This window comes from Streptomyces aculeolatus (assembly GCF_020400605.1).
In the GTDB taxonomy this organism is placed as follows: Bacteria; Actinomycetota; Actinomycetes; order Streptomycetales; family Streptomycetaceae; genus Streptomyces; species Streptomyces aculeolatus.
This window is the reverse complement of sequence record NZ_JAINRD010000003.1, coordinates 413,846-434,624: the sequence shown is the minus strand read 5'-3', so window position 1 is coordinate 434,624 and position 20,779 is coordinate 413,846. Positions and strand designations below refer to the sequence as shown.

Annotated in this window: 21 protein-coding genes; 12 read left to right on the top strand and 9 right to left on the bottom strand. The window is 74.2% G+C overall.

The annotated features are described in order from the left end of the window. The first annotated feature begins 88 nt into the window (after positions 1-88). Positions 89-1,867, top strand: coding sequence for a glyoxylate carboligase (gcl, locus tag LG396_RS08340; protein ID WP_225794282.1), 1,779 nt, complete (start codon positions 89-91; stop codon positions 1,865-1,867). A gap of 103 nt (positions 1,868-1,970) precedes the next feature. Here gcl and LG396_RS08335 read toward each other — a convergent pair whose 3' ends face one another. The 5 genes from LG396_RS08335 to LG396_RS08315 all read right to left on the bottom strand — a co-directional run bounded on the left by LG396_RS08335 (position 1,971) and on the right by LG396_RS08315 (position 6,536). Continuing rightward, a complete protein-coding gene (locus LG396_RS08335) occupies positions 1,971-2,903 on the bottom strand; it encodes a 2-hydroxy-3-oxopropionate reductase (protein ID WP_225794228.1) in 933 nt (310 codons plus the stop codon). Positions 2,904-2,972: 69 nt separating this feature from the next. After that, on the bottom strand, positions 2,973-3,794 hold the full coding sequence (locus tag LG396_RS08330) for a TIM barrel protein (protein ID WP_225794281.1): 822 nt from the start codon (positions 3,792-3,794) through the stop codon (positions 2,973-2,975). A 93-nt stretch (positions 3,795-3,887) separates the two neighbouring features. Continuing rightward, a complete protein-coding gene (gene vanX, locus LG396_RS08325) occupies positions 3,888-4,496 on the bottom strand; it encodes a D-Ala-D-Ala dipeptidase VanX (protein WP_225794227.1) in 609 nt (202 codons plus the stop codon). Beyond that, positions 4,493-5,533, bottom strand: a complete 1,041-nt coding sequence (gene vanA-Sc / locus LG396_RS08320; protein WP_225794226.1) for a D-alanine--(R)-lactate ligase VanA-Sc — start codon at positions 5,531-5,533, stop codon at positions 4,493-4,495. The genes vanX and vanA-Sc overlap by 4 nt, the downstream gene beginning before the upstream one ends. Next, positions 5,526-6,536, bottom strand: a complete 1,011-nt coding sequence (locus tag LG396_RS08315) for a D-isomer specific 2-hydroxyacid dehydrogenase family protein (protein ID WP_225794225.1) — start codon at positions 6,534-6,536, stop codon at positions 5,526-5,528. Before LG396_RS08315 ends, vanA-Sc begins: the two co-directional genes overlap by 8 nt. A gap of 248 nt (positions 6,537-6,784) precedes the next feature. Between LG396_RS08315 and LG396_RS08310 the strand changes: the two genes are divergently transcribed. Beyond that, a complete protein-coding gene (locus LG396_RS08310) occupies positions 6,785-8,113 on the top strand; it encodes a UDP-N-acetylmuramoyl-tripeptide--D-alanyl-D-alanine ligase (protein ID WP_308190079.1) in 1,329 nt (442 codons plus the stop codon). Between the two features lie 112 nt (positions 8,114-8,225). Here the strand turns inward: LG396_RS08310 and LG396_RS08305 are convergent, their stop codons facing one another. Further along, on the bottom strand, positions 8,226-9,425 hold the full coding sequence (locus LG396_RS08305) for a lipid II:glycine glycyltransferase FemX (protein ID WP_225794223.1): 1,200 nt from the start codon (positions 9,423-9,425) through the stop codon (positions 8,226-8,228). 242 nt (positions 9,426-9,667) lie between these two features. Between LG396_RS08305 and LG396_RS08300 the strand changes: the two genes are divergently transcribed. From LG396_RS08300 to LG396_RS08285, 4 genes are all read left to right on the top strand, one after another. After that, positions 9,668-10,738 carry a sensor histidine kinase gene (locus LG396_RS08300; RefSeq protein ID WP_308190074.1) on the top strand — a complete coding sequence of 357 codons (1,071 nt, stop codon included), beginning with the start codon at positions 9,668-9,670 and terminating at the stop codon, positions 10,736-10,738. A gap of 119 nt (positions 10,739-10,857) precedes the next feature. Beyond that, the gene (locus LG396_RS08295; RefSeq protein ID WP_225794221.1) at positions 10,858-11,742 is read left to right on the top strand and encodes a sensor histidine kinase; all 885 of its coding nucleotides are present in this window, start codon (positions 10,858-10,860) and stop codon (positions 11,740-11,742) included. Between the two features lie 53 nt (positions 11,743-11,795). After that, positions 11,796-12,797, top strand: a complete 1,002-nt coding sequence (locus LG396_RS08290) for a sensor histidine kinase (RefSeq protein WP_225794220.1) — start codon at positions 11,796-11,798, stop codon at positions 12,795-12,797. Continuing rightward, positions 12,794-13,456 carry a response regulator gene (locus tag LG396_RS08285; protein WP_225794219.1) on the top strand — a complete coding sequence of 221 codons (663 nt, stop codon included), beginning with the start codon at positions 12,794-12,796 and terminating at the stop codon, positions 13,454-13,456. The genes LG396_RS08290 and LG396_RS08285 overlap by 4 nt, the downstream gene beginning before the upstream one ends. A 133-nt stretch (positions 13,457-13,589) precedes the next feature. Here LG396_RS08285 and LG396_RS08280 read toward each other — a convergent pair whose 3' ends face one another. Beyond that, the gene (locus LG396_RS08280; RefSeq protein WP_018837021.1) at positions 13,590-14,258 is read right to left on the bottom strand and encodes a response regulator; all 669 of its coding nucleotides are present in this window, start codon (positions 14,256-14,258) and stop codon (positions 13,590-13,592) included. A gap of 353 nt (positions 14,259-14,611) precedes the next feature. Then, positions 14,612-15,733 carry an FAD-dependent monooxygenase gene (locus tag LG396_RS08275; RefSeq protein WP_225794218.1) on the bottom strand — a complete coding sequence of 374 codons (1,122 nt, stop codon included), beginning with the start codon at positions 15,731-15,733 and terminating at the stop codon, positions 14,612-14,614. A gap of 121 nt (positions 15,734-15,854) precedes the next feature. Here LG396_RS08275 and LG396_RS08270 point away from each other — a divergent pair, with 121 nt between their 5' ends. From LG396_RS08270 to LG396_RS08245, 6 genes are read left to right on the top strand one after another with little or no spacing between them, the layout of a single operon-like run. Further along, positions 15,855-16,139 (top strand): hypothetical protein, encoded by a 285-nt coding sequence (locus LG396_RS08270; RefSeq protein WP_199787569.1) that lies wholly within the window; start codon positions 15,855-15,857, stop codon positions 16,137-16,139. Further along, positions 16,136-16,525 (top strand): helix-turn-helix domain-containing protein, encoded by a 390-nt coding sequence (locus tag LG396_RS08265; protein WP_018837023.1) that lies wholly within the window; start codon positions 16,136-16,138, stop codon positions 16,523-16,525. Before LG396_RS08270 ends, LG396_RS08265 begins: the two co-directional genes overlap by 4 nt. Positions 16,526-16,580: 55 nt before the next feature. Then, positions 16,581-17,093, top strand: coding sequence for a 2-oxo-4-hydroxy-4-carboxy-5-ureidoimidazoline decarboxylase (uraD, locus tag LG396_RS08260; protein WP_225794217.1), 513 nt, complete (start codon positions 16,581-16,583; stop codon positions 17,091-17,093). Between the two features lie 2 nt (positions 17,094-17,095). Further along, the gene (gene uraH / locus LG396_RS08255; RefSeq protein ID WP_018837025.1) at positions 17,096-17,497 is read left to right on the top strand and encodes a hydroxyisourate hydrolase; all 402 of its coding nucleotides are present in this window, start codon (positions 17,096-17,098) and stop codon (positions 17,495-17,497) included. Positions 17,498-17,500: 3 nt separating this feature from the next. After that, positions 17,501-18,436 (top strand): factor-independent urate hydroxylase, encoded by a 936-nt coding sequence (gene pucL, locus LG396_RS08250; RefSeq protein ID WP_225794216.1) that lies wholly within the window; start codon positions 17,501-17,503, stop codon positions 18,434-18,436. A gap of 41 nt (positions 18,437-18,477) precedes the next feature. Beyond that, positions 18,478-19,854, top strand: a complete 1,377-nt coding sequence (locus LG396_RS08245; protein WP_130457625.1) for an 8-oxoguanine deaminase — start codon at positions 18,478-18,480, stop codon at positions 19,852-19,854. Positions 19,855-19,927: 73 nt separating this feature from the next. On the opposite strand, the gene LG396_RS08240 is transcribed toward LG396_RS08245, so the two are convergent. Next, entirely contained in the window at positions 19,928-20,734 is an 807-nt protein-coding gene (locus tag LG396_RS08240) for a sugar isomerase domain-containing protein (protein ID WP_225794215.1), read from the bottom strand. Positions 20,735-20,779: the final 45 nt, after the last annotated feature.

Genomic DNA, 20,779 nt, shown 5'->3' with positions numbered 1-20,779 from the left:
CCCCGCTTCTAGATTGCTTCCATATAGCAAAACTCAACTTCCATCATACGGAAAAGACTGAGAAGAGCAGGTGCACGCGATGCCTCGTATGACAGCCGCGCGCGCGGCGGTGGAGATACTCAAGAAGGAAGGCGTCCGGGTCGCGTTCGGCGTCCCGGGAGCGGCGATCAACCCGTTCTACGCGGCCCTCAGAGCCGCCGGCGGCATCGGCCACGTACTCGCGCGGCACGTCGAGGGCGCCTCGCACATGGCCGAGGGCTACACCCGCGCCGCGCCCGGCAACATCGGCGTGTGCATCGGCACGTCGGGCCCCGCGGGCACCGACATGATCACCGGGCTGTACTCGGCGACGGGCGACTCGATCCCGATCCTGTGCATCACGGGGCAGGCGCCCACGCCCGTGCTGCACAAGGAGGACTTCCAGGCCGTCGACATCGCCGCCATCGCCACCCCCGTCACCAAGAAGGCCACCACGGTGCTCCAGGCCGCCCAGGTGCCCGGGGTCTTCCAGCAGGCGTTCCACCTGATGCGCTCGGGCCGCCCCGGGCCCGTCCTCGTGGACCTGCCCACCGATGTCCAGCTCACCGAGATCGAGTTCGACCCGGACACGTACGAGCCGCTGCCCGTGCACCGGCCCGCCGCCACCCGCGCGCAGGCCGAGAAGGCCGTCGCGATGCTGTGCGCCGCCGAGCGGCCGCTGATCGTCGCCGGCGGCGGGGTCATCGGCGCCGACGCCTGCGCGGAGCTGGTGGAGTTCGCGGAGCTGACCGGCACGCCCGTCGTGCCGACCCTGATGGGCTGGGGCGCCCTCCCCGACGACCACCCGCTCAACGCCGGCATGGTCGGCCTCCAGACCTCCCACCGCTACGGCAACGAGAACTTCCTCGCCGCCGACTTCGTCCTCGGCATCGGCAACCGCTGGGCCAACCGCCACACCGGCTACCGGCTCGACGTCTACACCGAGGGCCGCACCTTCGTCCACGTCGACGTCGAACCCACCCAGATCGGCCGGATCTTCGCCCCCGACTACGGCATCGCCTCCGACGCCGGCGCCGCGCTGCGGCTGTTCACCGAGGCCGCCCGCGACCGGCGCGCCGCCGGCCGGCTGCCGGACCGCGCCGCGTGGGCCGCCGCCACCCAGGAGCGCAAGGCGCGGCTCCAGCGCCGCACGCACTTCGACGACGTACCGATGAAGCCGCAGCGGGTCTACGAGGAGATGAACAAGGCCTTCGGCCCCGGCACCCGCTACGTCACCGCCATCGGCCTCTCCCAGATCGCCGGCGCCCAGATGCTCCACGTCTACCGGCCCCGGCACTGGATCAACTGCGGCCAGGCCGGACCCCTCGGCTGGACCGTGCCCGCCGCACTCGGCGTCGCCACCGCCGAGCCCGACGCGCTGGTCGTCGGGCTCTCCGGGGACTACGACTTCCAGTTCCTCGTGGAGGAGCTGGCGGTCGGCGCACAGCACCGCATCCCGTACGTGCAGGTGCTCGTCAACAACTCCTATCTCGGCCTCATCCGGCAGGCGCAGCTGGGCCTGGACATGGACTTCCAGGTCAACCTGGAGTTCGAGAACGTCAACTCGCCCGAGCTGGGCGGCTACGGCGTCGACCACGTCAAGGTCGCCGAGGGGCTGGGCTGCAAGGCGATCCGGGTGACGGAGCCGGGCGAGCTGGGCGCGGCGTTCGCGCGGGCGCGGCGGCTCGCGGCGGAGCACCGGGTGCCGGTGGTGGTGGAGGCGATCCTGGAGCGGATCACCAACATCTCCATGAGCACCACGGCGGACATCAGCGACGTACGCGAGTGGGAGGAGCAGGCCACCGAGCCGTGGCACGCCCCCACGTCGATCCTGCCCCTGAAGAGCTGACCCCCGCCCCCCCGAACGGACGGCCCCCGCCCCGGACGGGGGACGGGGGCCGTCCTCCCTCCGGCGCGGGGGCCGTACCCCGGCTGCCTTCGTCCCGTACGCGTCAGACCTCGCCGCCGGAGAGGCGGTCCACGCCGCGGAGCAGGGCCGAGTGGTCCAGGCCGCCGTCGCCCTGTTCGCGCAGGGCGGCGACGAGTTGGGCGACCAGTGCGCCGACCGGGAGCGCCGCGCCGACGTTGCGGGCGGCGTCCGTGACGATGCCCATGTCCTTGTGGTGCAGGTCGATGCGGAAGCCGGGCCGGAAGTCGCGGTCCAGGAAGTTGTCCTTCTTGCGGGCCAGCACGGTGGAGCCGGCCAGGCCGCCGCCGAGGACGTCGAGCGCCGCCCGCAGGTCCACGCCGGACTTCTCCAGGAAGACCACGGCCTCGGCGCACGCCTGGATGTTGACCGCGACGATCAGCTGGTTGGCCGCCTTGACCGTCTGGCCGGCGCCGTGCGGGCCGCAGTGCACGATCGTCCTGCCCAGCGCCTCGAAGACAGGCCGGGCCCGCTCGAAGTCGGCCTGCTCGCCGCCGACCATGATGGAGAGCACCGCCTCGACCGCCCCGGCCTCGCCGCCCGAGACCGGGGCGTCGAGCACCCGGATCCCGCGCTCGGCGGCGTTCGCCGCCAGGTCCACGGAGGTCTGCGGGGTGATCGACGACATGTCGACGAGCAGCGCCCCTTGCCGGGCGTGCGCCAGGATGCCCTCGGGCCCGTACGCGACGGCCTCGACCTGCGGCGACGCGGGGACCATCGTGATGATCACGTCCGCGTCCGCGACGGCCTCGGCGATCGAGCCGGCGGCCGTGCCGCCGGCCTTGGCCAGCCGGTCGAGCTTGTCCTGCTCCAGGGTGTAGCCGGTGACCGGGTAGCCCGCCGCGAGCAGGTTCTCGGACATGGGCGAGCCCATGATGCCGAGGCCGATCCAGGCGATCGACGGCCGGTCGGCCCGGTCGGCGCGGTCGGCCCCGGGGGCCGGGGAGTCGGTGGTCATGGAGGTGGTGCCTTTCTGCTCTGGCCGGGGGTGCCGGGGCGGGCGCGGGCGTACGGAAGGGGGCGCCGGTCAGCGGGGGAGCCAGCCGAAGGAGTCGGCGCTCGGCCGGTCGCCCGGCTTGTACTCCAGGCCCACGTGACCGTCGTACCCCGCCGCGGCCAGCCGGTCCAGCAGCGCGGCCAGCGGCAGCGAGCCGGTGCCGGGCGCGCCGCGGCCGGGGTTGTCGGCGATCTGGACGTGGCCGGTGCGTCCCGCGTGGGCGTCGATGGCCCCCTCCAGGTCGGCGCCGTTCATCGACAGGTGGTAGAGGTCCATCAGGAAGCGGGCGTTGCCCAGCCCGGACGCGGCGTCGACCCTGTCGGCCACCGCGACCGCCGCCGCCGCGTCGAGCAGCGGGTAGTGCGGGGACTCGGGTTCGTTGAGCGCCTCGATCAGCAGGACGGCGCCGGCCCGGTCGGCCGCGCGGGCGGCGAGCACCAGGTTCTCCAGCGCCAGCAGGTCCTGCTCGGCGGCGGTGACGCCCTCGACGCGGTTGCCGTAGAGGGCGTTGAGCGCGGTGCAGCCGGTGGCGGCGGCGAAGCCGGCGGCGACGTCGAGGTTGGCGCGGAACCGCTCGGACTCGGCGCCGGGTACGGAGAGCGCCCCGCGGTCCGGGCCCGGCAGCCGGCCGGCGTAGAAGTTGAGCCCGGTCAGCCGGGTGCCGGCCTCGTCCAGCGCGGTCCGCAGGGCGTCCAGCTCCGCCCGCTCGGGGACGGGCGCGTCGGGCCACGGCCACCACAGCTCGACGGCGTCGAAGCCGGCCGCGGCAGCCGCGGCCGGCCGTTCGAGCAGCGGAAGCTCGGTGAACAGGATCGAGAGGTTCACTGTGAAGCGCTGGTCGCCGAAGCCCATGAGAGGTTCCACGCTCCTTCCGTATCTCGGAAGTCTCCTTCTGAATAACGGAAACTCTGCCGGTTCGGAGCGGGCACTGTCAAGGCGGCGGCCCTACCCCACGGGGAAGTCGAAGTAGGTGTCCGGGTAGGGCTCGTCGGTCAGCGTGTAGTGCCACCACTCGCACGCGTAGGAGCTGAAGCCGCACGTCTCCATCAGGGAGCGGAGGTGCGCGCGGTTTCCCGCCTCGTCCTGCGCGATCCCGGCCGCGCCATGGTGCGAAAGGGGATCCATCAGGTCGTGGCCGCCGCCCATGCGGGCGAGTTCACCGGTGTCCAGGCGGTAGAGCGTGAGGTCGACGGTGCTGCCCCGGCTGTGGCCCGACCTGGCGGCGACGTAACCCCGCTCGAACATCTCGGCCCTGCCGATACGGGGGTAGTGCCGCTGCTTGGTGCGTCCGTCCTCCGGCTGTTCCGACCAGCGCAGAAAGCAGTCCACGGCCCGCTGCGGGCGGTAGCCGTCCCAGAGGAGCAGACCGAACCCGCGGGACTCGGCCTTCTCGCGCACCCTGCCCAGCGCCGCGCACAGGGCCCTGGTGCCGGCGATGCGATTGACCAGGTACCCGTCCACCGGTTTCCCGGTGAAGTTGTCCCAGGTGGCGTACTTGGCGTCCCAGCGCAGCCCGGGAACGAGCTCGTCCAGGAAGGCGAAGTCGGCGTTCACCGGGTGTTCCCCGCCAGCGCGAGCGCTATCGTCCGGTCGATCACCTCGGAGAGCGGCACACCCGCGGCCGCCATCATCCTCGGATACCGGCTGTAGGAGGTCATACCGGGAAGGGTGTTGACCTCGTTGAGTACCGCTTTCCCGTCGTCCGTGAGGAACAGGTCGACCCGCGCGAGTCCCCTGCATCCCAGGGCGCGGTACACGGCCTTCGCGGTTTCCCGGACGAGCGAGCGCGACTCCGCCGGAATGTCGGCGGGAACGATGGGCGTGGAGTTCTCCGAACCGCTCTCCGGATCCTCCTCCTGATGGATCTTGAAGAAGCCGTGCGACAGCGCGATCCGGTCCACCTCTCCCGCGAACAGATCCGGATCGTCGCCCAGAATGGCGCACCCCACCTCGCTGCCCGCCACCGCCTCCTCGATCAGCACCTTCGAGTCGTACTGCCGGGCGGTCTTCACCGCACCCGGCAGTTCCTCCGGCCGGGAGACCTTGCTGACGCCGAAGGACGAGCCGGAACGGGCCGGCTTGACGAAGACGGGATACGGCAGCAGGTCGGGGTCGACGACATCGTCGGCCGTGACGGTCCAGAAGTTCGGCGTGGCGATTCCCGCGCTCCTGGCGACCCCGTAGGCAAGCGATTTGTCCATGCACAGAGCGGAACTCTGGATGTCACAGCCCGCGTAGGGGATGCCGGACAGCTCCAGCAGCCCCTGTATCGCGCCGTCCTCGCCGAGCTTGCCGTGCAGCACGGGCAGGACGACGTCCAGGCCGACCGTTCCGTACCGTCCCTGCTCCAGTACGAGCAGCCCGCCCACGCCGCGGTCCGGTGACAGCAGCGCCGGACGGCAGCTGCTGTCCTCCCAGTCCGGGCCGGGGCCGTCGCAGAGCTTCCAGGCGCCGTTCCGCGTGATCCCCACGTAGAAGGGCTGGTACTTCCCGGGGTCGAGATTCCGGGCGACCTCCTGCGCGGACTTCACGGAGACGGGGTGTTCTTCCGAGCAGCCCCCGAAGAGGATGCCGACCTTGAGCCTAGCCACGCTGGTTCCTGCTTTCGAATTCAAGGCAGTTGATGAGGGAGTTCTCGACCGTGTCGCTCAGGGCATGGTCCGTGTAGTACGCGGTGTGCGGGCTGACGAATACGTTCGGCAGCTCCTTCAGCCGCGGCAACGGCCCGCTGTCCGGGGGGTTGTTCCGGCGGTCGGCGTAGAAGACGCCTTCCTCGCCTTCGAGGACGTCCAGGGCGGCGCCGCCCAGCCTGCCGTCCTCCAGCGCCGGCAGCAGGGCCCCGGTGTCGAGGAGGGCACCGCGTCCGGTGTTGACGACGACGGCGCCGCGCTTCATCTGCCCGATGCGCCGGCGGTCGAGGAGGTGGTGGGTGTCCGGGGTGAGCGGTGTATGGAGCGTCACGATGTCGCTCAGCCGCAGCAGTTCGTCGAGGGGAACGTAGTCCGCGGCGGTGCCGGGACGGGTGTCGTGGGCCAGGATCCGGCAGCCGAAGCCCCGCAGCCGGTCCATGACCGCCGCGCCGATGCGTCCTGTGCCCACGACCCCGACCGTCAGATCGCGGAGTTCCCTCCCGCGTACGTCATGGAGCCTGTAGTCGTGGACATCTGCGCGACGGAGGGTGGATTTCGCGTGCCGCACCGCCATCAGCATGAGCATCAGGGTGTAGTCGGCCACGCTGTCGGGCGAATAGGCGACGTTTCCCACGGAGATCCCGACGCGCTCCGCGTACGCGACATCGATGTGGTTGCATCCGATGCTCCTCGTCGAGATGTACGCGACGCCGGCCCTGCTGAGCGCGAGAAGAGCGGATTCGGTGATCCGGGTCTTGTGGCCGACGCTGATGCACCGGTTTCCGCGGGCCAGTTCCGCGTTGTCCTCGGATACCGCCGCCTCGGTGAGGGTCGGCACCACGCCCAGGCGGGGCGCCATTTCCCGGACCAGCAATTCCTCGTCGCGCCCGCAGCCGTAGAAGGTGATACCCGCAGTGGCGACTGCCGAGGGAGAAGCCGCTCCTGCCGGTTCGCTGTAGGTCATGCCTACAGCCAACGGGGCGCGGTGTTGCCGGAGCGTATGCTGATTCCCATACCCCGGCGATATGTTACCGCCGGGTCGGGGCCGGCGGCATATCGCCGGCATATCGAAATCCGCATACGCGCACGCAACACCGCACTGCCTTGGCTGGATTCGTGACCAACAGCGAACCAGCCTCCTCCTACCTCTACCTCTCCGGCCTCGCCCCCGCTCCCCGGCTCCCGCGCCGCGCGGGCGTCGTTCCGCTCGGCATCCGCGAGATCGCCGCGGTCGTCGGCGGCACGGTCGAGGGCGACGGCGCCGTGACGGTGACCGCCCCCGCCGTGCTCGACGGCCGGCAGGCCGAACCGGGCGGCCTCTTCGTCGCCTTCGCCGGGGAGCACGTCGACGGCCACGACTACGCGGGGCAGGCCGGCCGGGCCGGGGTGGTCGCCGTGCTCGGCTCCCGGCCCACCCCGCTGCCCACCGTCGTCGTCGAGGACGTCCAGGCGGCCCTGCAGGCACTCGCCGTCCACGTCGTCGCCCGGCTGCGCCGCGGGCTGACCGTGGCCGGGGTGACCGGCTCCCAGGGCAAGACCAGCACCAAGGACCTGCTGGCGGCCGTGCTGTCGGGCGAGGCGCTGACGACCGCCACCGCCGGCTCGCTCAACAACGAACTCGGCGTGCCGCTGACCATGCTCCGCGCCGACCTGGGCACCCGGTTCCTCGTCCTCGAGATGGGAGCCCGCCGCGTCGGCGACATCGCCGCGCTGACCGCCCTGGTGGCGCCCGACATCGCCGTCGTCCTCAACGTCGGCCAGGCCCACCTCGGCGAGTTCGGCTCGCGCGCGGCCATCGCCGAGGCCAAGGGCGAGCTGGTACGAGGGCTGGCGCCCGGCGGCACGGCCGTCCTCAACGCCGACGACCCAAGGGTCGCCGCGATGCGCGCGCTCACCGACGGCCCGGTGCTGACCTTCGGCCGGGCGGAGCACGCCGACGTGCGGGTGCTCGACCTGGCGCTCGACGAGCGCGGCCGGCCGTCGTTCACGCTGCGCACCGCCACCGCCTCAGCCCGCGTCGCGCTGCCGCTCGTGGGCGCCCACCAGGCGCTGAACGCCTCCGCCGCCGCGGCCGCGGGACTGGCGGCCGGGCTGCCCCTCGACGTCGCGGCGCAGGGACTGGCCGCGACGTCGCTGTCGAAGTGGCGCATGGAGCCGCGCGACCTCGCCGGCGGCGCGACGCTGCTCAACGACTCGTACAACGCCAACCCCGACTCCACCCGCGCGGCCCTGGACGCGCTGTCGGCGATCGAGGGCCGGCGCCGCATCGCGGTCCTCGGCGAGATGCTGGAGCTGGGCGAGGAGAGCGACGCCGAGCACCGCGCCGTCGGCGCGTACGCCGCCTCCCGGGCCGACCTGGTGCTCGCGGTCGGCGAGGCCGCCCGGCCGATCGCCGACGGCGCGGGCACCGGGGCGGTGGCGCTGGCCGGCAACGGCGCCGCGGTTGACTGGCTGCGCGGCAACCTCGCCGCCGGCGACGTGGTGCTCGTCAAGGGCTCCCGGGCCGCGGGCCTCGACGAGGTCGCCGCCGCGCTCGCGTAGCCGGGCGGGGCGGGCCGGGGCATGCGCGCCGTCCCGCCGCCGCCCTCCGGACGGCCGCGTCATGCCAGGGGGCGAGCCGCAGCCGGGCCCGGGCCGGGGATCCGGACCCGGCTCATGCCCGCCCCCGCCGCCTGGCGGACTCGCGCCGCTTCAGGTAGAGGCCGAAGGCCCGGTAGACCACCGGCCGCAGCGGCAGATCCCACTCGCCGACGTACCGCACGGCCTGGCCGCCGGTGCCGGCCTTGAACTTGATCAGCCCGGCGTGCGGGTCGTCCGCGTCCAGGGTGGGGGTGATGCCGCGCAGGTCGTAGACGTCGCAGCCGGCCGCCAGGGAGTCGCGGATCATCGCCCACTGGCAGGCGTTGGAGCCGCGCACCTCGCGTTTGCCGGTGGACGAGGCGCCGTAGGCGTACACCGCGTGGGCTCCCACGCGGACCAGGACGGCGGCGGCGACCAGGTCGCCCTCGTGCCGGGCCAGGTAGAGCCTGATCCGCCCGGGGTCCTCGGCGCCCAGCGCCGCGAACATGGTCTCGAAGTAGCGCAGCGGCCGCGGTGTGAAGCGGTCGCGCTCGGCGGTGTGGGCGTACAGGGCGTGGAACGCCGCGAGGTCCCCGGGGCCTTCGCCGGCCGTGACCTCGACGCCCGCCTTGGCCGCCTTCTTGATGTTGCGGCGCCACTGCTGGTTCATGCCTGTGAGCACGTCGTCCTCGGTCCTGCCGGTCAGCGGTATCTCGAACTTGAACTGCGGGTGCCCGGTCCCGAAGCCGTCCTCGGGGCTCTGCGGCAGCCAGCCGGCGTCCCGGAGCCGGTCCGTCACGTGGGCGCCCACCGGGTCGGCCCAGTGCCCCGGCATCTCGGTGAACCGGCTGATGCGCGGGTCGGCGAGGCCCTCCTTGACCTGGCCGGCGCTCCAGGTGCTCGTACGCACCGGGGGGCCGAGCCGGATCGCGAACGCACCGTGCGCCCTGAGGCGGGCGGCCAGCGGGTCGAGCCACGCGCCGACGTCGCCGGTCCAGTCGACGGCGGGGCCCTCGGGTACGTAGGCCAGCGTGTAGCGGTCGAGCCGCGGTACCGGGCGGTGCAGGACGAGCCCGGCGCCGACCAGCTCGCGGCCGTCGTACCAGCCGAGGGACTCGCTGCGCCACTCGGTCTTGACCCGGCCCCACGCCGGGGTCTGCAGGAAGCTGACCGACCGCTGCCGCCGTACGAACGCCAGGTGCTCGGCGGAGGTGATCGGCCGGACGGCCAGGCTCGCGCCCGCGGCCCACGGCCCCTGTCGATGTGCGGTTCGGCCCGGCTCGCTGGAGGACATGGGTCCAGTCAAGGCAGCGCGGTGTTGCCGGCGCGTATGGCGTTTTCGATACGCCGACGACAAGCTACCGGCAGGTAGGACGGACGGGCGGTTTTCCATACCCGGACGATATGTACCGACTCCTAGCATGAGTGGCATGCGTGTTCTGAACGTCGAGGACCGGCCCGGTCCGGTGGCAGTCCCCGCTGCACCGGTCACCGGAGGCGCGGGGCGCGACCGTGCATAGGCGGCCCGGCCTGAGCGTGCGCGTCAAACTCACCCTCAGCTACGCCGGCTTCCTCATGCTCGCGGGCGCCCTGCTGCTCGCCGCCATCGGACTGTTCCTCGTGCGGGAGGGATGGTTGCAGACCAACGCGGAGGGGGCCTGGAGAGCGACCCCGGGCACCACCTTCGTACGCGGCTTCGCCCCCACCGCCGCCGCGGTCATGCTCTTCCTCCTGGGGTTCGGCCTGCTGGGCGGGTGGATCCTCGCCGGCCGCATGCTCGCCCCCCTCACGCGCATCACCGACGCCACCCGCATGGCCACGGACGGATCGCTCTCCCACCGGATCCGGCTGCCGGGCCGCAGCGACGAGTTCCGCGAACTCGCCGACGCCTTCGACACCATGCTCGCCCGGCTCGAAGCCCACGTCGCCGAGCAGCGGAGGTTCGCGGCCAACGCCTCCCACGAGCTGCGCACCCCGCTCGCGATCTCGAAGTCGCTCCTCGACGTGGCCCGCAACGACCCGGCGCACGAGCCCGGCAAGCTCATCGACCGGCTCCGCACCGTCAACACCCGCGCGATCGACCTCACCGAGGCGCTGCTCGTGCTCAGCCGCGCCGAACAGAGGTCGTTCACGCGCGAGTACGTCGACCTCTCCCTCCTCGCGGAAGAGGCCACCGAGGTGCTGCTCCCGCTCGCCGAGAAGCGCGGCGTCACCATCGAGACCTCCGGTGACATCGCCCCGGCCTTCGGGTCGCCGCCGCTCCTGCTGCAGTTGACGACGAACCTCGTGCACAACGCCATCGTCCACAACGTGCCCGCAGGCGGAAGTGTCTGGGTGACCACCCGCGTCCACCACACCGGTGCGGTGCTCACCGTCGAGAACACCGGCGAGCCGATCTCCCCGGAGCTGGCCCCGACACTCACCGAGCCGTTCCGGCGCGGCACCGAACGCGTCCACACCGACCGCGCGGGCGTCGGCCTCGGCCTGGCCATCGTCGAGACCCTCACCCACGCGCACGACGGGACCCTCACCCTCACCCCGCGCCCCGCGGGCGGGCTCCGCGTCACCGTCGTACTGCCGCCGACGGCCCCCCGCACCGGCGCCTGACGGACCCGGAGGCTCCCGCGCCGGAGGCGTCACCGAACGTGCCGGCGCGCCTATCGTGCGTGAGGATGACCTACCCGGGGAGGAAGCGCACGGCACCCGGTGCCCCCTATGGTCCTCCCGTGGACAGCGACGGAAGCGACGGAGGCACAGCACGGCACCACCGCCCGCGGCACCACCGACCGCGGTGGCGCGGCCGGGCGGGGCCGCCGGCCCTGCTCGCCGCCGCCGGGTTCGCGGCCGTCGTGCACACGCTCGCCGGGCGCGTGGTACGGGACCGGCGGCTGGCCGCCGCCCGGGCCGCGGAGGACCTGGCGCTGCGCGCCGTCGCCGGCGAACGGCTGCGCGTGGCCCGCGAATTGCACGACGTCGTGACGCACAGCATCGGCCTCATCGCCGTCAAGGCGTCGGTGGCCAACCACGTGGCCGCGGAACGGCCCGCCGAGGTCGCCGACTCGCTGCGGGCCATCGAGTCCATCAGCCGCGAGGCACTGGCCGAACTCCGCAGCATGCTGCGGCTGCTGCGCGTCGACACCGGCACCCCCGCCGACCCCTGCCCGGGCCCGCGGAACCTGGACCCGGCGCCGGGCGTCGCCGGCCTCGGCGCGCTCGCGGACCGGGTGCGCGAGGCGGGCGTCGCGGTGGAGCTGACGACCAGCGGTCTCGACGACGTGCCCGCCGGCGTGGGCCTGTCGGTCTACCGCATCGCGCAGGAGTCGCTGACCAACGTGATCAAGCACGCCGGGGTGGCGTCCTGCCGCGTGGACGTCGAGGCGGACGGCAAGGACGTACGGATCGAGGTGACCGACGACGGCCGCGCCGCACCGGGCCGGGACACGCCGCCCGGCGGCGGCCACGGGCTCGTCGGCATGCGCGAACGGGCCGCCATGTACGGCGGCGTGCTCGACGCCGGCCCCGCGGCCGGCGGCGGCTACCGGGTCATGGCCCGGCTGCCGTACGAGGCGGCGCCCGGCAGCGGAGTCCGGTTGGGCGTGCCGGGACCCTGAGCCCGGGGAACGGCGACACGCACAGGCAACGGGGGGGAAGCGATGGTGACAGGGTGGAGACCCATGCCGTGGTGAAGGAGCGCCCCGAGCCGGGCGCCCAGGCCGCGTTGCGATTACTCGCCGCGCGGATACGCGACGACGTGCGGCCGGCGGAGGCGGCCACGCTGGCCTGCGAGCTGGCGGTCGCCCACCTCGGCGCGGCCGGCGCCGCCCTGCGCACGCTGCGGCGCGGCGCCGCGGACGGCTGCCGGGCCCGGGCCGGCGAGGCCACGGCCCCGGCGGTGCGCCGGCCGCTGGTCCACCAGGGCGAGGTCTACGGGGTGTTCAGCTGCTACGCGCCGCCGCGCGGCTGCGGCCTCGACACGTACGTGGACCAGCTCTCCCCGATGGTCGCCGCGCTGGTGCTGCGCGAGGAGCTGCGCCGCAGCGGCGACCAGGTCGTCGCCGCCCGCGAGGCCGAGCGGCACCGGCTCCGCCGCGACCTGCACGACGGCCTCGGCGGCAACCTCGCCAGCATCCGGCTGCGCCTGGAGACGGCCGCCGACCTGCTCGCGCACGAGCCCCGGGGCCGCCGCCTCGTCGCCGACGCCGCCCGCACCGCCGCCGGCATCACCGCCGAGATCCGCTCGGTCATCGACGACCTGCGGCCCCCCGACCTGGCCGAGGCCGGGCTCGCCGGCGCGCTCGTCCGGCTCGCCGCCCGCCACGACGGCCCCGGCACGGAGGTACGGGCCCGGGTGCCGCGGCGGCTGCGCGCCCTGCACCCGGCGGTGGAGGTCGCCGCGTACCGCATCGCCGCCGAGGGGCTGACCAACGCGCTGCGGCACGCCGCGGCCCGTACCGTCCAGCTCGGGGTGTGGACCTCGGCCACGGCGCTGCGCCTGGACATCGCCGACGACGGCCCTGGACGCCCGCCGCGGCGCCCCCTGGGCCTGGGCATCGCGTCGATGGCCCGGCGCGCCGAGGAGGTGGGCGGCACGCTGCGGATACTGCCGCGGACGGACCTGCCGCACGGCACGCTGGTGCGGGCGCTGCTGCCGGGAGGGCCGGCATGAGCGCGGTGCGGGTGTACGTCGTCGACGACCACCCGGTGTTCCGGGACGGGGTGCGGGTGGCGCTGGAGAACGTGCCGGACCTGGAGGTGGCGGGCGAGTCGGGGGCGGGCGAGGACGCGCTGAGGGCGCTGGCGGAGCCGGACGCGGAGGTCGACGTGGTGCTGATGGACCTGCACCTGCCGGGCTGTTCGGGGGTGGAGGCGACGCGGCAGCTCAACTCCCCGGGCCGGGGCGGGTGCTCGCCGCGGGTGCTGGTGATGTCGGCGTCGGTGGAGGACGACGCGGTGGTCGCGGCGCTGCGCGCGGGCGCGTACGGGTACCTGGACAAGGGGGCGTCGCGGGCGGAGCTGCTGGGCGCGGTGCGGTGCGTGGCGGCGGGCGGCGCGGTCTTCAGCCCGGCGGTGGCGGAGCGGCTGAGCCGGTACTTCTCGGCGCTGCACACGGTGCCGGCGGGGCGGGCGTTCCCGCAGCTGACGCAGCGGGAGCGGGAGGTGCTGGACCTGATCGCGCGGAGCTACAACAACCGGCGGATCGCGCGGGAGCTGGTGCTGTCGGAGAAGACGGTGCGGAACCATATCTCGAACATCTTCACGAAGTTGGGGGTGCAGGACCGGATCGCGGCGATGCTGCGGGCGCGGGAGGCGGGGTTGGGGGAGTGACCTGCGGTCGGCGGCGGGGTGGGAGGGGTTCCGCGGGGGTGCAGGACCGGATCGCGGCGATGCTGCGGGCGCGGGAGGCGGGGTTGGGGGAGTGACCTGCGGCCGGCGGCGGGTACCCGGCCCCCCGGCAGGGTCAGCGACGGGACGGGGTGACCAGGCCCGTTTCGTAGGCGGTGATGACCAGTTGGATGCGGTCCCGGGCGTCCAGCTTCGTCAGCAGATGGCTCACGTGCGACTTCACCGTCGGCAGGCTCAGCCCCAGCCGGTCCGCGATCTCCCCGTTCGCCAGCCCGCGCGCCACCAGCACCAGCACCTCCTGCTCCCGCACCGTCACCCGCGTCAGATCCTGCGGCAGGTCCGGCAGTGGCTCCGGCAGCCGGCTGAAGTGGCGGATCAGGCGCTGCGTCACCGACGGCGCCAGCAGCGCCTGCCCGCGGGCCACGACGCGGATGGCGCGCAGCAGTTCCGCCGGCGGGGTGTCCTTGAGCAGGAAGCCGCTCGCGCCGGCGCGCAGCGCCCCGTACACGTACTCGTCGAGGTCGAACATCGTCAGGATCAGCACCCGCACCCCGGCCGTCGCGGGGGAGCCGCAGATCTGCCGCGTCGCCTCGATGCCGTCGACCTCCGGCATCCGCACGTCCATCAGCACGACGTCCGGCAGTTCCGCCGCCGCCAGCCCGACCGCCTCCGCCCCGGTCGCCGCCTCGCCCACCACGCTGAGCCCGGGCGCGGTCTCGACCAGCACCCGGAAGCTCCCGCGCAGCAGCGCCTGGTCGTCGGCGACCACGACTCGGATCGACATGTGTACACGCCCCGTCCCCGGCCCCCTGCGGGCGTGACGATACCGGCGGTGCGTCACCGACTCGTCACGGGGGGTGCAACTCCGGCCAGAGGTGGGCCCCTTCCCCCGCCACGCGAAACGGGGGAAGGGGCCCTTACGGCCCGCGGGTCCCGCGGGGCCGCACGCCGTCTCGGACCGGCGTGCGGGCCGCGCGGAGGGCCGGGGCGGGCGGGGAGCCGGCGCGAGGCCCAGTCGCACCGCTCGCCGTGCCGCCGCCTGCCGGCCGCTCGCGGCCGTGCGGCCCGGTGCCGACCTCCGGGCCGCCCTTCCCGGCGCCCCGCCCCCAAGCCGGGGCGCCGGAGTCGTGCCTGCCGTCAGCCCGGCAGGTGCTCCTCGATGTCGTAGACCTGCGCCCAGGTGACGTCCGGTACGGCGGCCGGCCGGAAGGCGTTCGCGCGCGAGCCGAGCTGCACCCGGGCGGTGTGCGGCAGCCGCAGCGCCTCGTACCGGCGCAGCGCCTGCGCCGGTGTGGGGGCCGTGGCCAGGTGGTGCGCGAGGGCGACGGCGTCCTCCAGGCACTGGCTGACGCCCTGCCCGTGGTACGGCAGCATCGGGTGCGCCGCGTCGCCGAGGAGCGTGACGCGCCCGCTGCCCCAGCGCCTGAGCGGGGCGTGGTCGTACGGAGTCCACGACCGGATGCCGCCCGCGGCGGCGGTGATCGCCTTGACGTCCGGGGCCCAGCCGCCGAAGTCCGCCGCCAGCGCGGCCGACTGGTCGCGCAGCGGCCGCTGCCGGGCCGTACCGCCGCGGGACGGCACCACGGCGACGAAGCCGAGCTGCTCGCCCTGCGCCACCGGCGCGCCCACCATCCGGGCCTCCGGGCCGAGCCACACCGTGACCCGGTCGCGGGCCAGCCCCGGCACCTCGTCGGCCTGCAGCGCGCCGCTGTAGGCGGTGGTGCCGTGGTAGACGCGGCGGGGCGTGCCGACCAGCCGGGAGCGCACCATCGAGCGCACCCCGTCGGCGCCCACCAGCACGTCGGCCGTCGCGCTGCCGCCGTCCGCGAACTCCAGCTCCACGCCGTCCGCCGACTCGCGGAAGCCGGAGAGCCGGCGGCCCAGCCGGATGCGCTCCTGCGGCAGCCGGGCGAGGAGCAGGTCGTACAACTCGTCGGTGAGCAGCGTGCAGTACGGCGCCGCGACGGCGCCGGGGCCCGGTCCGGCGAGCGGCTGCCGCCAGGTGAGCGAGCCGTCGCTCCACTCGCGGAACTCCAGCGCGACCGGCTGCACGGCCAGGGCCAGCAACTGCGCGCCCAGGCCCCAGCGCTGCAGGATGCGGCTGCCGTTGGGCGCCAGGTGCAGCGCCGTCTCGTCCTCCGGCAGCCGGGGCCGCTGTTCGTAGACGGCGACCTCCAGCCCCTGCCGGGCGAGCGCCGCCGCGGCGGCGAGCCCGCCGAGCCCGGCGCCGGCCACGGCCACCCGCGGGGTCCTTGTCATGGGTTACCTCCCGGAATCACGCGGCTACGCTAGGCAACCCGCTGTCCCGGGCACCTGGGAGCGGCGCCCCGCCGCCGCCCGGCCCGCGCCGGTGCCGTGACCGGGCACGTATGCTGCTCGGATGCGACTCAGGGTGGAGTTCACGACCGAGCCGTTCGACCTGGAGGAGCCCCCGCCGCACGCGGTGGCGGCCCGGGATCTGGTGGAGTCGGCGGAGCTGGACGCCGTGGACGTCGGCCCGTTCGGCAACAGCGCGGAGGGCGGCGCGGAGGTCGTGCTCGACGCGGTCGACGAACTGCTGCGCAGGTCGCTGGCGTCCGGTGCCACCCGCATCTCGCTGCAGGTGAGCGTCGTCGGGAACGCCCAGGACGCGCCGGAGGAACCGGGGAAGGGCGGCGGCGCATGACCGGGCCCGCGGACCACCCGTTCGTCGCCGCGGTCAAGCCGCTGGTCGACGCGCTGGGCGGGGAGCTGGTCCCGCCGGAGGCGGCGGCGGGCGACGACGTGGTGCTGTCCTGGGAGGGCCGGGAGGTGGTGGCGGTGCGGCTGCCGCATCTGGCGGACTCCCTCGACCACATGCTCGCGGAGCTGGAGCGCCGGCACGGCGTGCCGCTCGCGCAGCTCGACCGCCGGACGAAGCAGCAGGTCGTACGGGTCCTGGAGACCCGCGGCGCGTTCTCCGTACGGCACGGGGTGGAGACGGTGGCCGGCGCGCTGGGCGTCAGCAGGTTCACCATCTACAACTACCTGAACCGGGAAGCCCGGCAGGGTCCGGCGCCGGCGGACGGCTGACCCAAAAATTCAACAAACTGTTGACGCGATCCGCCGGGGCTCATAGCTTGCGGCTGTGACTTCGCGCGTTCCGCCGGGCCTCGCCCGGCTCAACTCCGCCTCCGGGCAGGCCGTTGCCGCACAGCTGCACGAGGTGTGCGCGGCCGGCCCCTGGGTCGCGGCCGTCGCCGCCGGCCGGCCCTACGCCGACCCCGCCCGCCTCTACGCCGCCGCCGACGCCGCCCTCGCCGCGCTCGACGACGCCGGCCTCGCCGAGGCGATGGCCGGCCACCCGCCCATCGGCCGCCCGCGGCCGGGCGACCCCGCCTCGGCGCGCGAGCAGCGGGGCATGGCCGGGGCGCCGGAGGCGCTGCGGGCGGAGGTGCGGGAGCTGAACCTCGCGTACGAGGAGCGCTTCGGGCACGTCTTCCTGATCTGCGCGACGGGCCTCGGCGCGGGCCGGATGCGCGACGCGCTGCGCGCGCGCCTCGGCAACGCGCCGGAGCGGGAGCGGGAGATCGCGCGCGGCGAGCTGGGCAAGATCAACCGTATCCGGCTGACCCGCCTCGTCGAAGCAGAAGGAGCCTGACCATGAGCGTCGGCGCCACGTCCGTCTCCACCCACATCCTGGACACCAGCGTCGGCCGCCCCGCGGCCGGGGTCGCGGTCGGACTCTCCGTCAGGACCGGCGCCGCGGACGACCGGGACGACGGCGGCTGGACCGCCCACGCCGCCTCCGCCACCGACGCCGACGGCCGCGTCCGGGACCTCCCGGCGCTGCCGGCGGGCACCACCCACGTACGGCTGGTCTTCGCCACCGGCCCGTACCTCAGCGAACAAGGAGCCGAGGACCGGCAGGACGCCCCCGCGCACCGGGACAGCGGCGCGTTCTTCCCGGAGGTCGCGGTCGTCTTCGCCGTCGGCCCCGGGGAGCACTACCACGTGCCGCTGCTGCTCACCCCGTTCGGCTACTCCGTATACCGAGGGAGCTAGCAGATGGCAGAACGCCCCCAGCCCGCCCGCGCCACCCGCCCCGCGGTGCTCGGCCGCAACCAGTACGGCAAGGCCGAGACCCGCGTCGTCAAGGTCACCCGCGACGGCGGCACGCACCACGTCCGGGACCTCAGCGTCTCCGTCGCGCTGTCCGGCGACATGGACGAGGTCCACTACTCCGGCACCAACACCCACGTGCTGCCCACCGACACCACCAAGAACACGGTGTACGCCTTCGCCAAGCGCCACGGCATCGAGTCCCCCGAGGCGTTCGCGGTGCACCTCGCCCGGCACTTCACCGACACCCAGGAGCCGATCCACCGGGCGCGCATCCGCGTGGAGGAGTACGCCTGGGAGCGGATCGACGCCCCGGCCGGCCACTCCTTCGTACGCCGCGGCCGGGAGACCCGGGTCGCCCAGGTCACCTGGGACGGCGAGGACTTCGAGGTGATGGGCGGACTGAAGGACCTGGTCGTCATGAACACCACCGCCTCGGAGTTCTGGGGCTACGCGAAGGACGCGTACACCACGCTCCAGGAGGACTACGACCGCATACTCGCCACCGAGGTCTCCGCGTGGTGGCGGCACGGCTGGACCGGCGCGGCCGGTGAGCCGCCGCCGGCCTGGGACGACTCGTACGAGCAGACCGTTCACCACCTGCTGACCGCCTTCGCCGGCACCTACTCGCTCTCGCTCCAGCAGAGCCTGTACGCGATGGGCGCACGGGTCGTCGAACACCGCCCGGAGATCGAGGAGATCCGCTTCTCCCTCCCCAACAAGCACCACTTCCGCGTCGACCTGGAGCCCTTCGGGCTGAAGAACGACGCCGCCGACGGCGCCGTCTACTTCGCCGCCGACCGCCCGTACGGCCTCATCGAGGCGACCGTCCTGCGCGACGGCGCGGACGCCCGGATCCCCGACGACATGACCAACCTCTGACCGCCGGCCGCGGCCGGCCGGTCCAGGAAGCCGAGGAACCCATGGCAGCACGGCGCACCGTCGTCGAGAACTGCGCGATCGCCACCGTGGACGCCGCGGGCACGGAGCACGCCTCCGGGCACGTCGTCGTCGCGGACAACCGGATCGAGTCGGTGGGCGCGGGCCCGGCACCGGCCGGACTGGCGGGCGTGGCGCGCCGGATCGACGCGACCGGGCATCTGGCCACGCCAGGACTCGTCAACACCCACCACCACTTCTACCAGTGGCTCACCCGCGGCCTCGCCCAGGACGCCAACCTCTTCGACTGGCTCGTCGCCCTCTATCCCACCTGGGCGCGCATCGACGAGCCGATGTGCCGCGCCGCGGCCCAGGGCTCGCTGGCGATGCTCGCCCGCGGCGGCGTGACCACCGCGACGGACCACCACTACGTCTACCCGCGCGGCGCGGGCGATCTCGCCGGCGCCATCATCGGCGCCGCCCGCGAGACGGGCGTCCGCTTCACCTTCGCCCGCGGCTCGATGGACCTGGGCGAGTCGTCGGGGGGCCTGCCGCCGGACTTCGCCGTCGAGACGCTGGACGGCGCGCTGGCGGGCACGGAAGCGGTCGTCGACGCGCACCACGACGCGTCGTACGACGCGATGGTGCAGGTCGCGGCGGCGCCGTGCTCGCCGTTCTCCATCTCCACGGAACTGCTGCGCGAGGGCGCGGAGCTGGGCCGCCGCAAGGGGGTCCGGCTGCACACGCACGGCAGCGAGACGGTGGAGGAGGAGAAGTTCTGCCACGAGCGGTTCGGCATGGGCCCCACGCGCTACTTCGAGTCCACCGGCTGGCTCGGCGAGGACGTGTGGATGGCCCACTGCGTCCACATGACCGACGCGGACATCGCCGCCTTCGCCCGTACGCGCACGGGCGTCGCGCACTGCCCGTCGTCCAACGCCCGCCTGGCCGCGGGCATCGCGCGGGTCCCGGACATGCTGGCGGCGGGCATCCCGGTCGGGCTGGGCGTGGACGGCAGCGCGTCGAACGAGTCCGGCGAACTCCACACGGAGCTGCGCAACGCGGTGCTCATCAACCGGCTGGGCGAACACCGCGAGAAGGCCCTGACGGCCCGCCAGGCGCTGCGCCTGGGCACGTACGGCGGCGCGCAGGTCCTGGGCCGCGCGGACGCGATCGGCTCGCTGGAGCCGGGCAAGCTTGCGGACCTGGTCCTGTGGAAGCTCGACGGCCTGGCGCACGCGTCGATCGCGGACCCGGTGGCGGCGCTGGTCCTGGGGGCGCCGGCACCGGTGACGCTGTCGCTGGTCGACGGAAAGCCGGTGGTGGAGGAGGGCCGCCTGGTCACCGTCGACGAGGAGTCGGTGGCCGGGGAGACCGGGCGGCAGGCGAGGCGGCTGGCCCGGCTGGCGTCGGAGGCCTGACGGAACGGAACTCCCGGCCGGGGGGACGGCCCCGGCCGGGCCCGGCCACCGGCCGGGTCGCCCGCCGCCCGCCTCACAGCTCCGGGATGCGGCCCCCGTACCGGGTGAAGTTGCGGCGGTTCGCCTCGTCCCCGCCCGGGACGTTCGCACTCACCCACCGCGGCAGGTCCACCCCCCGCGCCCCCGCCTGCTCGTCCAGCTCCGCCAGCAGCAGCGCCCATGTGTACGCCCCCAGCACCGTCGACACCGCCGCCGTGTGCGGCGACTCCGGCGGGTACACCACGTCGCCCGGCGGTACGCACGTGTCGAGCACCACCGTCGCGTGGTCCGCCAGCCGCGTGCTGGACCGCGCCGTCGCGCTCGCCGACGCCGGCATCGACGTCACCGCCACCACCGGCACCCCGCGCTCCATGCACTCCTGCGCGATCTCCACCGGGTACGGGTTGCGGCCACTGGTGGAGAAGACCACCACCACGTCCTGGGTGCCCGGCTTCACCCGCTCCACCACGGCCCGCCCGGAACCCGGCCGCCGCTCCGCGGCGGTGCTGGCCGTCGCGCCGTTCAGCGGCAGGATCTCCGGTTCCCACACGGGCCGTACGCACGCCAGTCCGCCCGCTCGGTAGAACGTCTCGCAGACCATCGCCAGCGAGTGCCCGGCCCCGGCCGCGTACACCAGGCCGCCCGCGGCGACGGCGTCCAGGATGAGCGCGGCCGCGTCGGCGACCGCGGTCCCGGAGGTCCGGTCGAGGTCGTCGAGCAACCCGCGAAAGCGGCCGGCAACAGCGGCACGGGCGGCTCCGGAAGCACCGGCGGCACCCGCGCCGCCGGCCGCGACGGCGGGGGCTGCGGAGTCGGGGGAGTCCTGTGTCTCGTCGGTCATGGCAGCATGCGACCATGTTCGGCCCCCGCTCCGCCAGAGGGTCCC

What these genes read in the sequence shown, in the direction of transcription:
- LG396_RS08285 (WP_225794219.1), top strand. Translation starts at nt 12,794, where the DNA reads ATGAGCGCGGTGCGGGTGTACGTCGTCGACGACCACCCGGTGTTCCGG.
- LG396_RS08315 (WP_225794225.1), bottom strand. Translation starts at nt 6,536, where the DNA reads ATGACCTACAGCGAACCGGCAGGAGCGGCTTCTCCCTCGGCAGTCGCC.
- LG396_RS08265 (WP_018837023.1), top strand. Translation starts at nt 16,136, where the DNA reads ATGACCGGGCCCGCGGACCACCCGTTCGTCGCCGCGGTCAAGCCGCTG.
- LG396_RS08305 (WP_225794223.1), bottom strand. Translation starts at nt 9,425, where the DNA reads ATGTCCTCCAGCGAGCCGGGCCGAACCGCACATCGACAGGGGCCGTGG.
- LG396_RS08275 (WP_225794218.1), bottom strand. Translation starts at nt 15,733, where the DNA reads ATGACAAGGACCCCGCGGGTGGCCGTGGCCGGCGCCGGGCTCGGCGGG.
- LG396_RS08240 (WP_225794215.1), bottom strand. Translation starts at nt 20,734, where the DNA reads ATGACCGACGAGACACAGGACTCCCCCGACTCCGCAGCCCCCGCCGTC.
- pucL (WP_225794216.1), top strand. Translation starts at nt 17,501, where the DNA reads ATGGCAGAACGCCCCCAGCCCGCCCGCGCCACCCGCCCCGCGGTGCTC.
- LG396_RS08280 (WP_018837021.1), bottom strand. Translation starts at nt 14,258, where the DNA reads ATGTCGATCCGAGTCGTGGTCGCCGACGACCAGGCGCTGCTGCGCGGG.
- gcl (WP_225794282.1), top strand. Translation starts at nt 89, where the DNA reads ATGACAGCCGCGCGCGCGGCGGTGGAGATACTCAAGAAGGAAGGCGTC.
- LG396_RS08245 (WP_130457625.1), top strand. Translation starts at nt 18,478, where the DNA reads ATGGCAGCACGGCGCACCGTCGTCGAGAACTGCGCGATCGCCACCGTG.
- LG396_RS08330 (WP_225794281.1), bottom strand. Translation starts at nt 3,794, where the DNA reads ATGGGCTTCGGCGACCAGCGCTTCACAGTGAACCTCTCGATCCTGTTC.
- uraH (WP_018837025.1), top strand. Translation starts at nt 17,096, where the DNA reads ATGAGCGTCGGCGCCACGTCCGTCTCCACCCACATCCTGGACACCAGC.
- LG396_RS08335 (WP_225794228.1), bottom strand. Translation starts at nt 2,903, where the DNA reads ATGACCACCGACTCCCCGGCCCCCGGGGCCGACCGCGCCGACCGGGCC.
- LG396_RS08270 (WP_199787569.1), top strand. Translation starts at nt 15,855, where the DNA reads ATGCGACTCAGGGTGGAGTTCACGACCGAGCCGTTCGACCTGGAGGAG.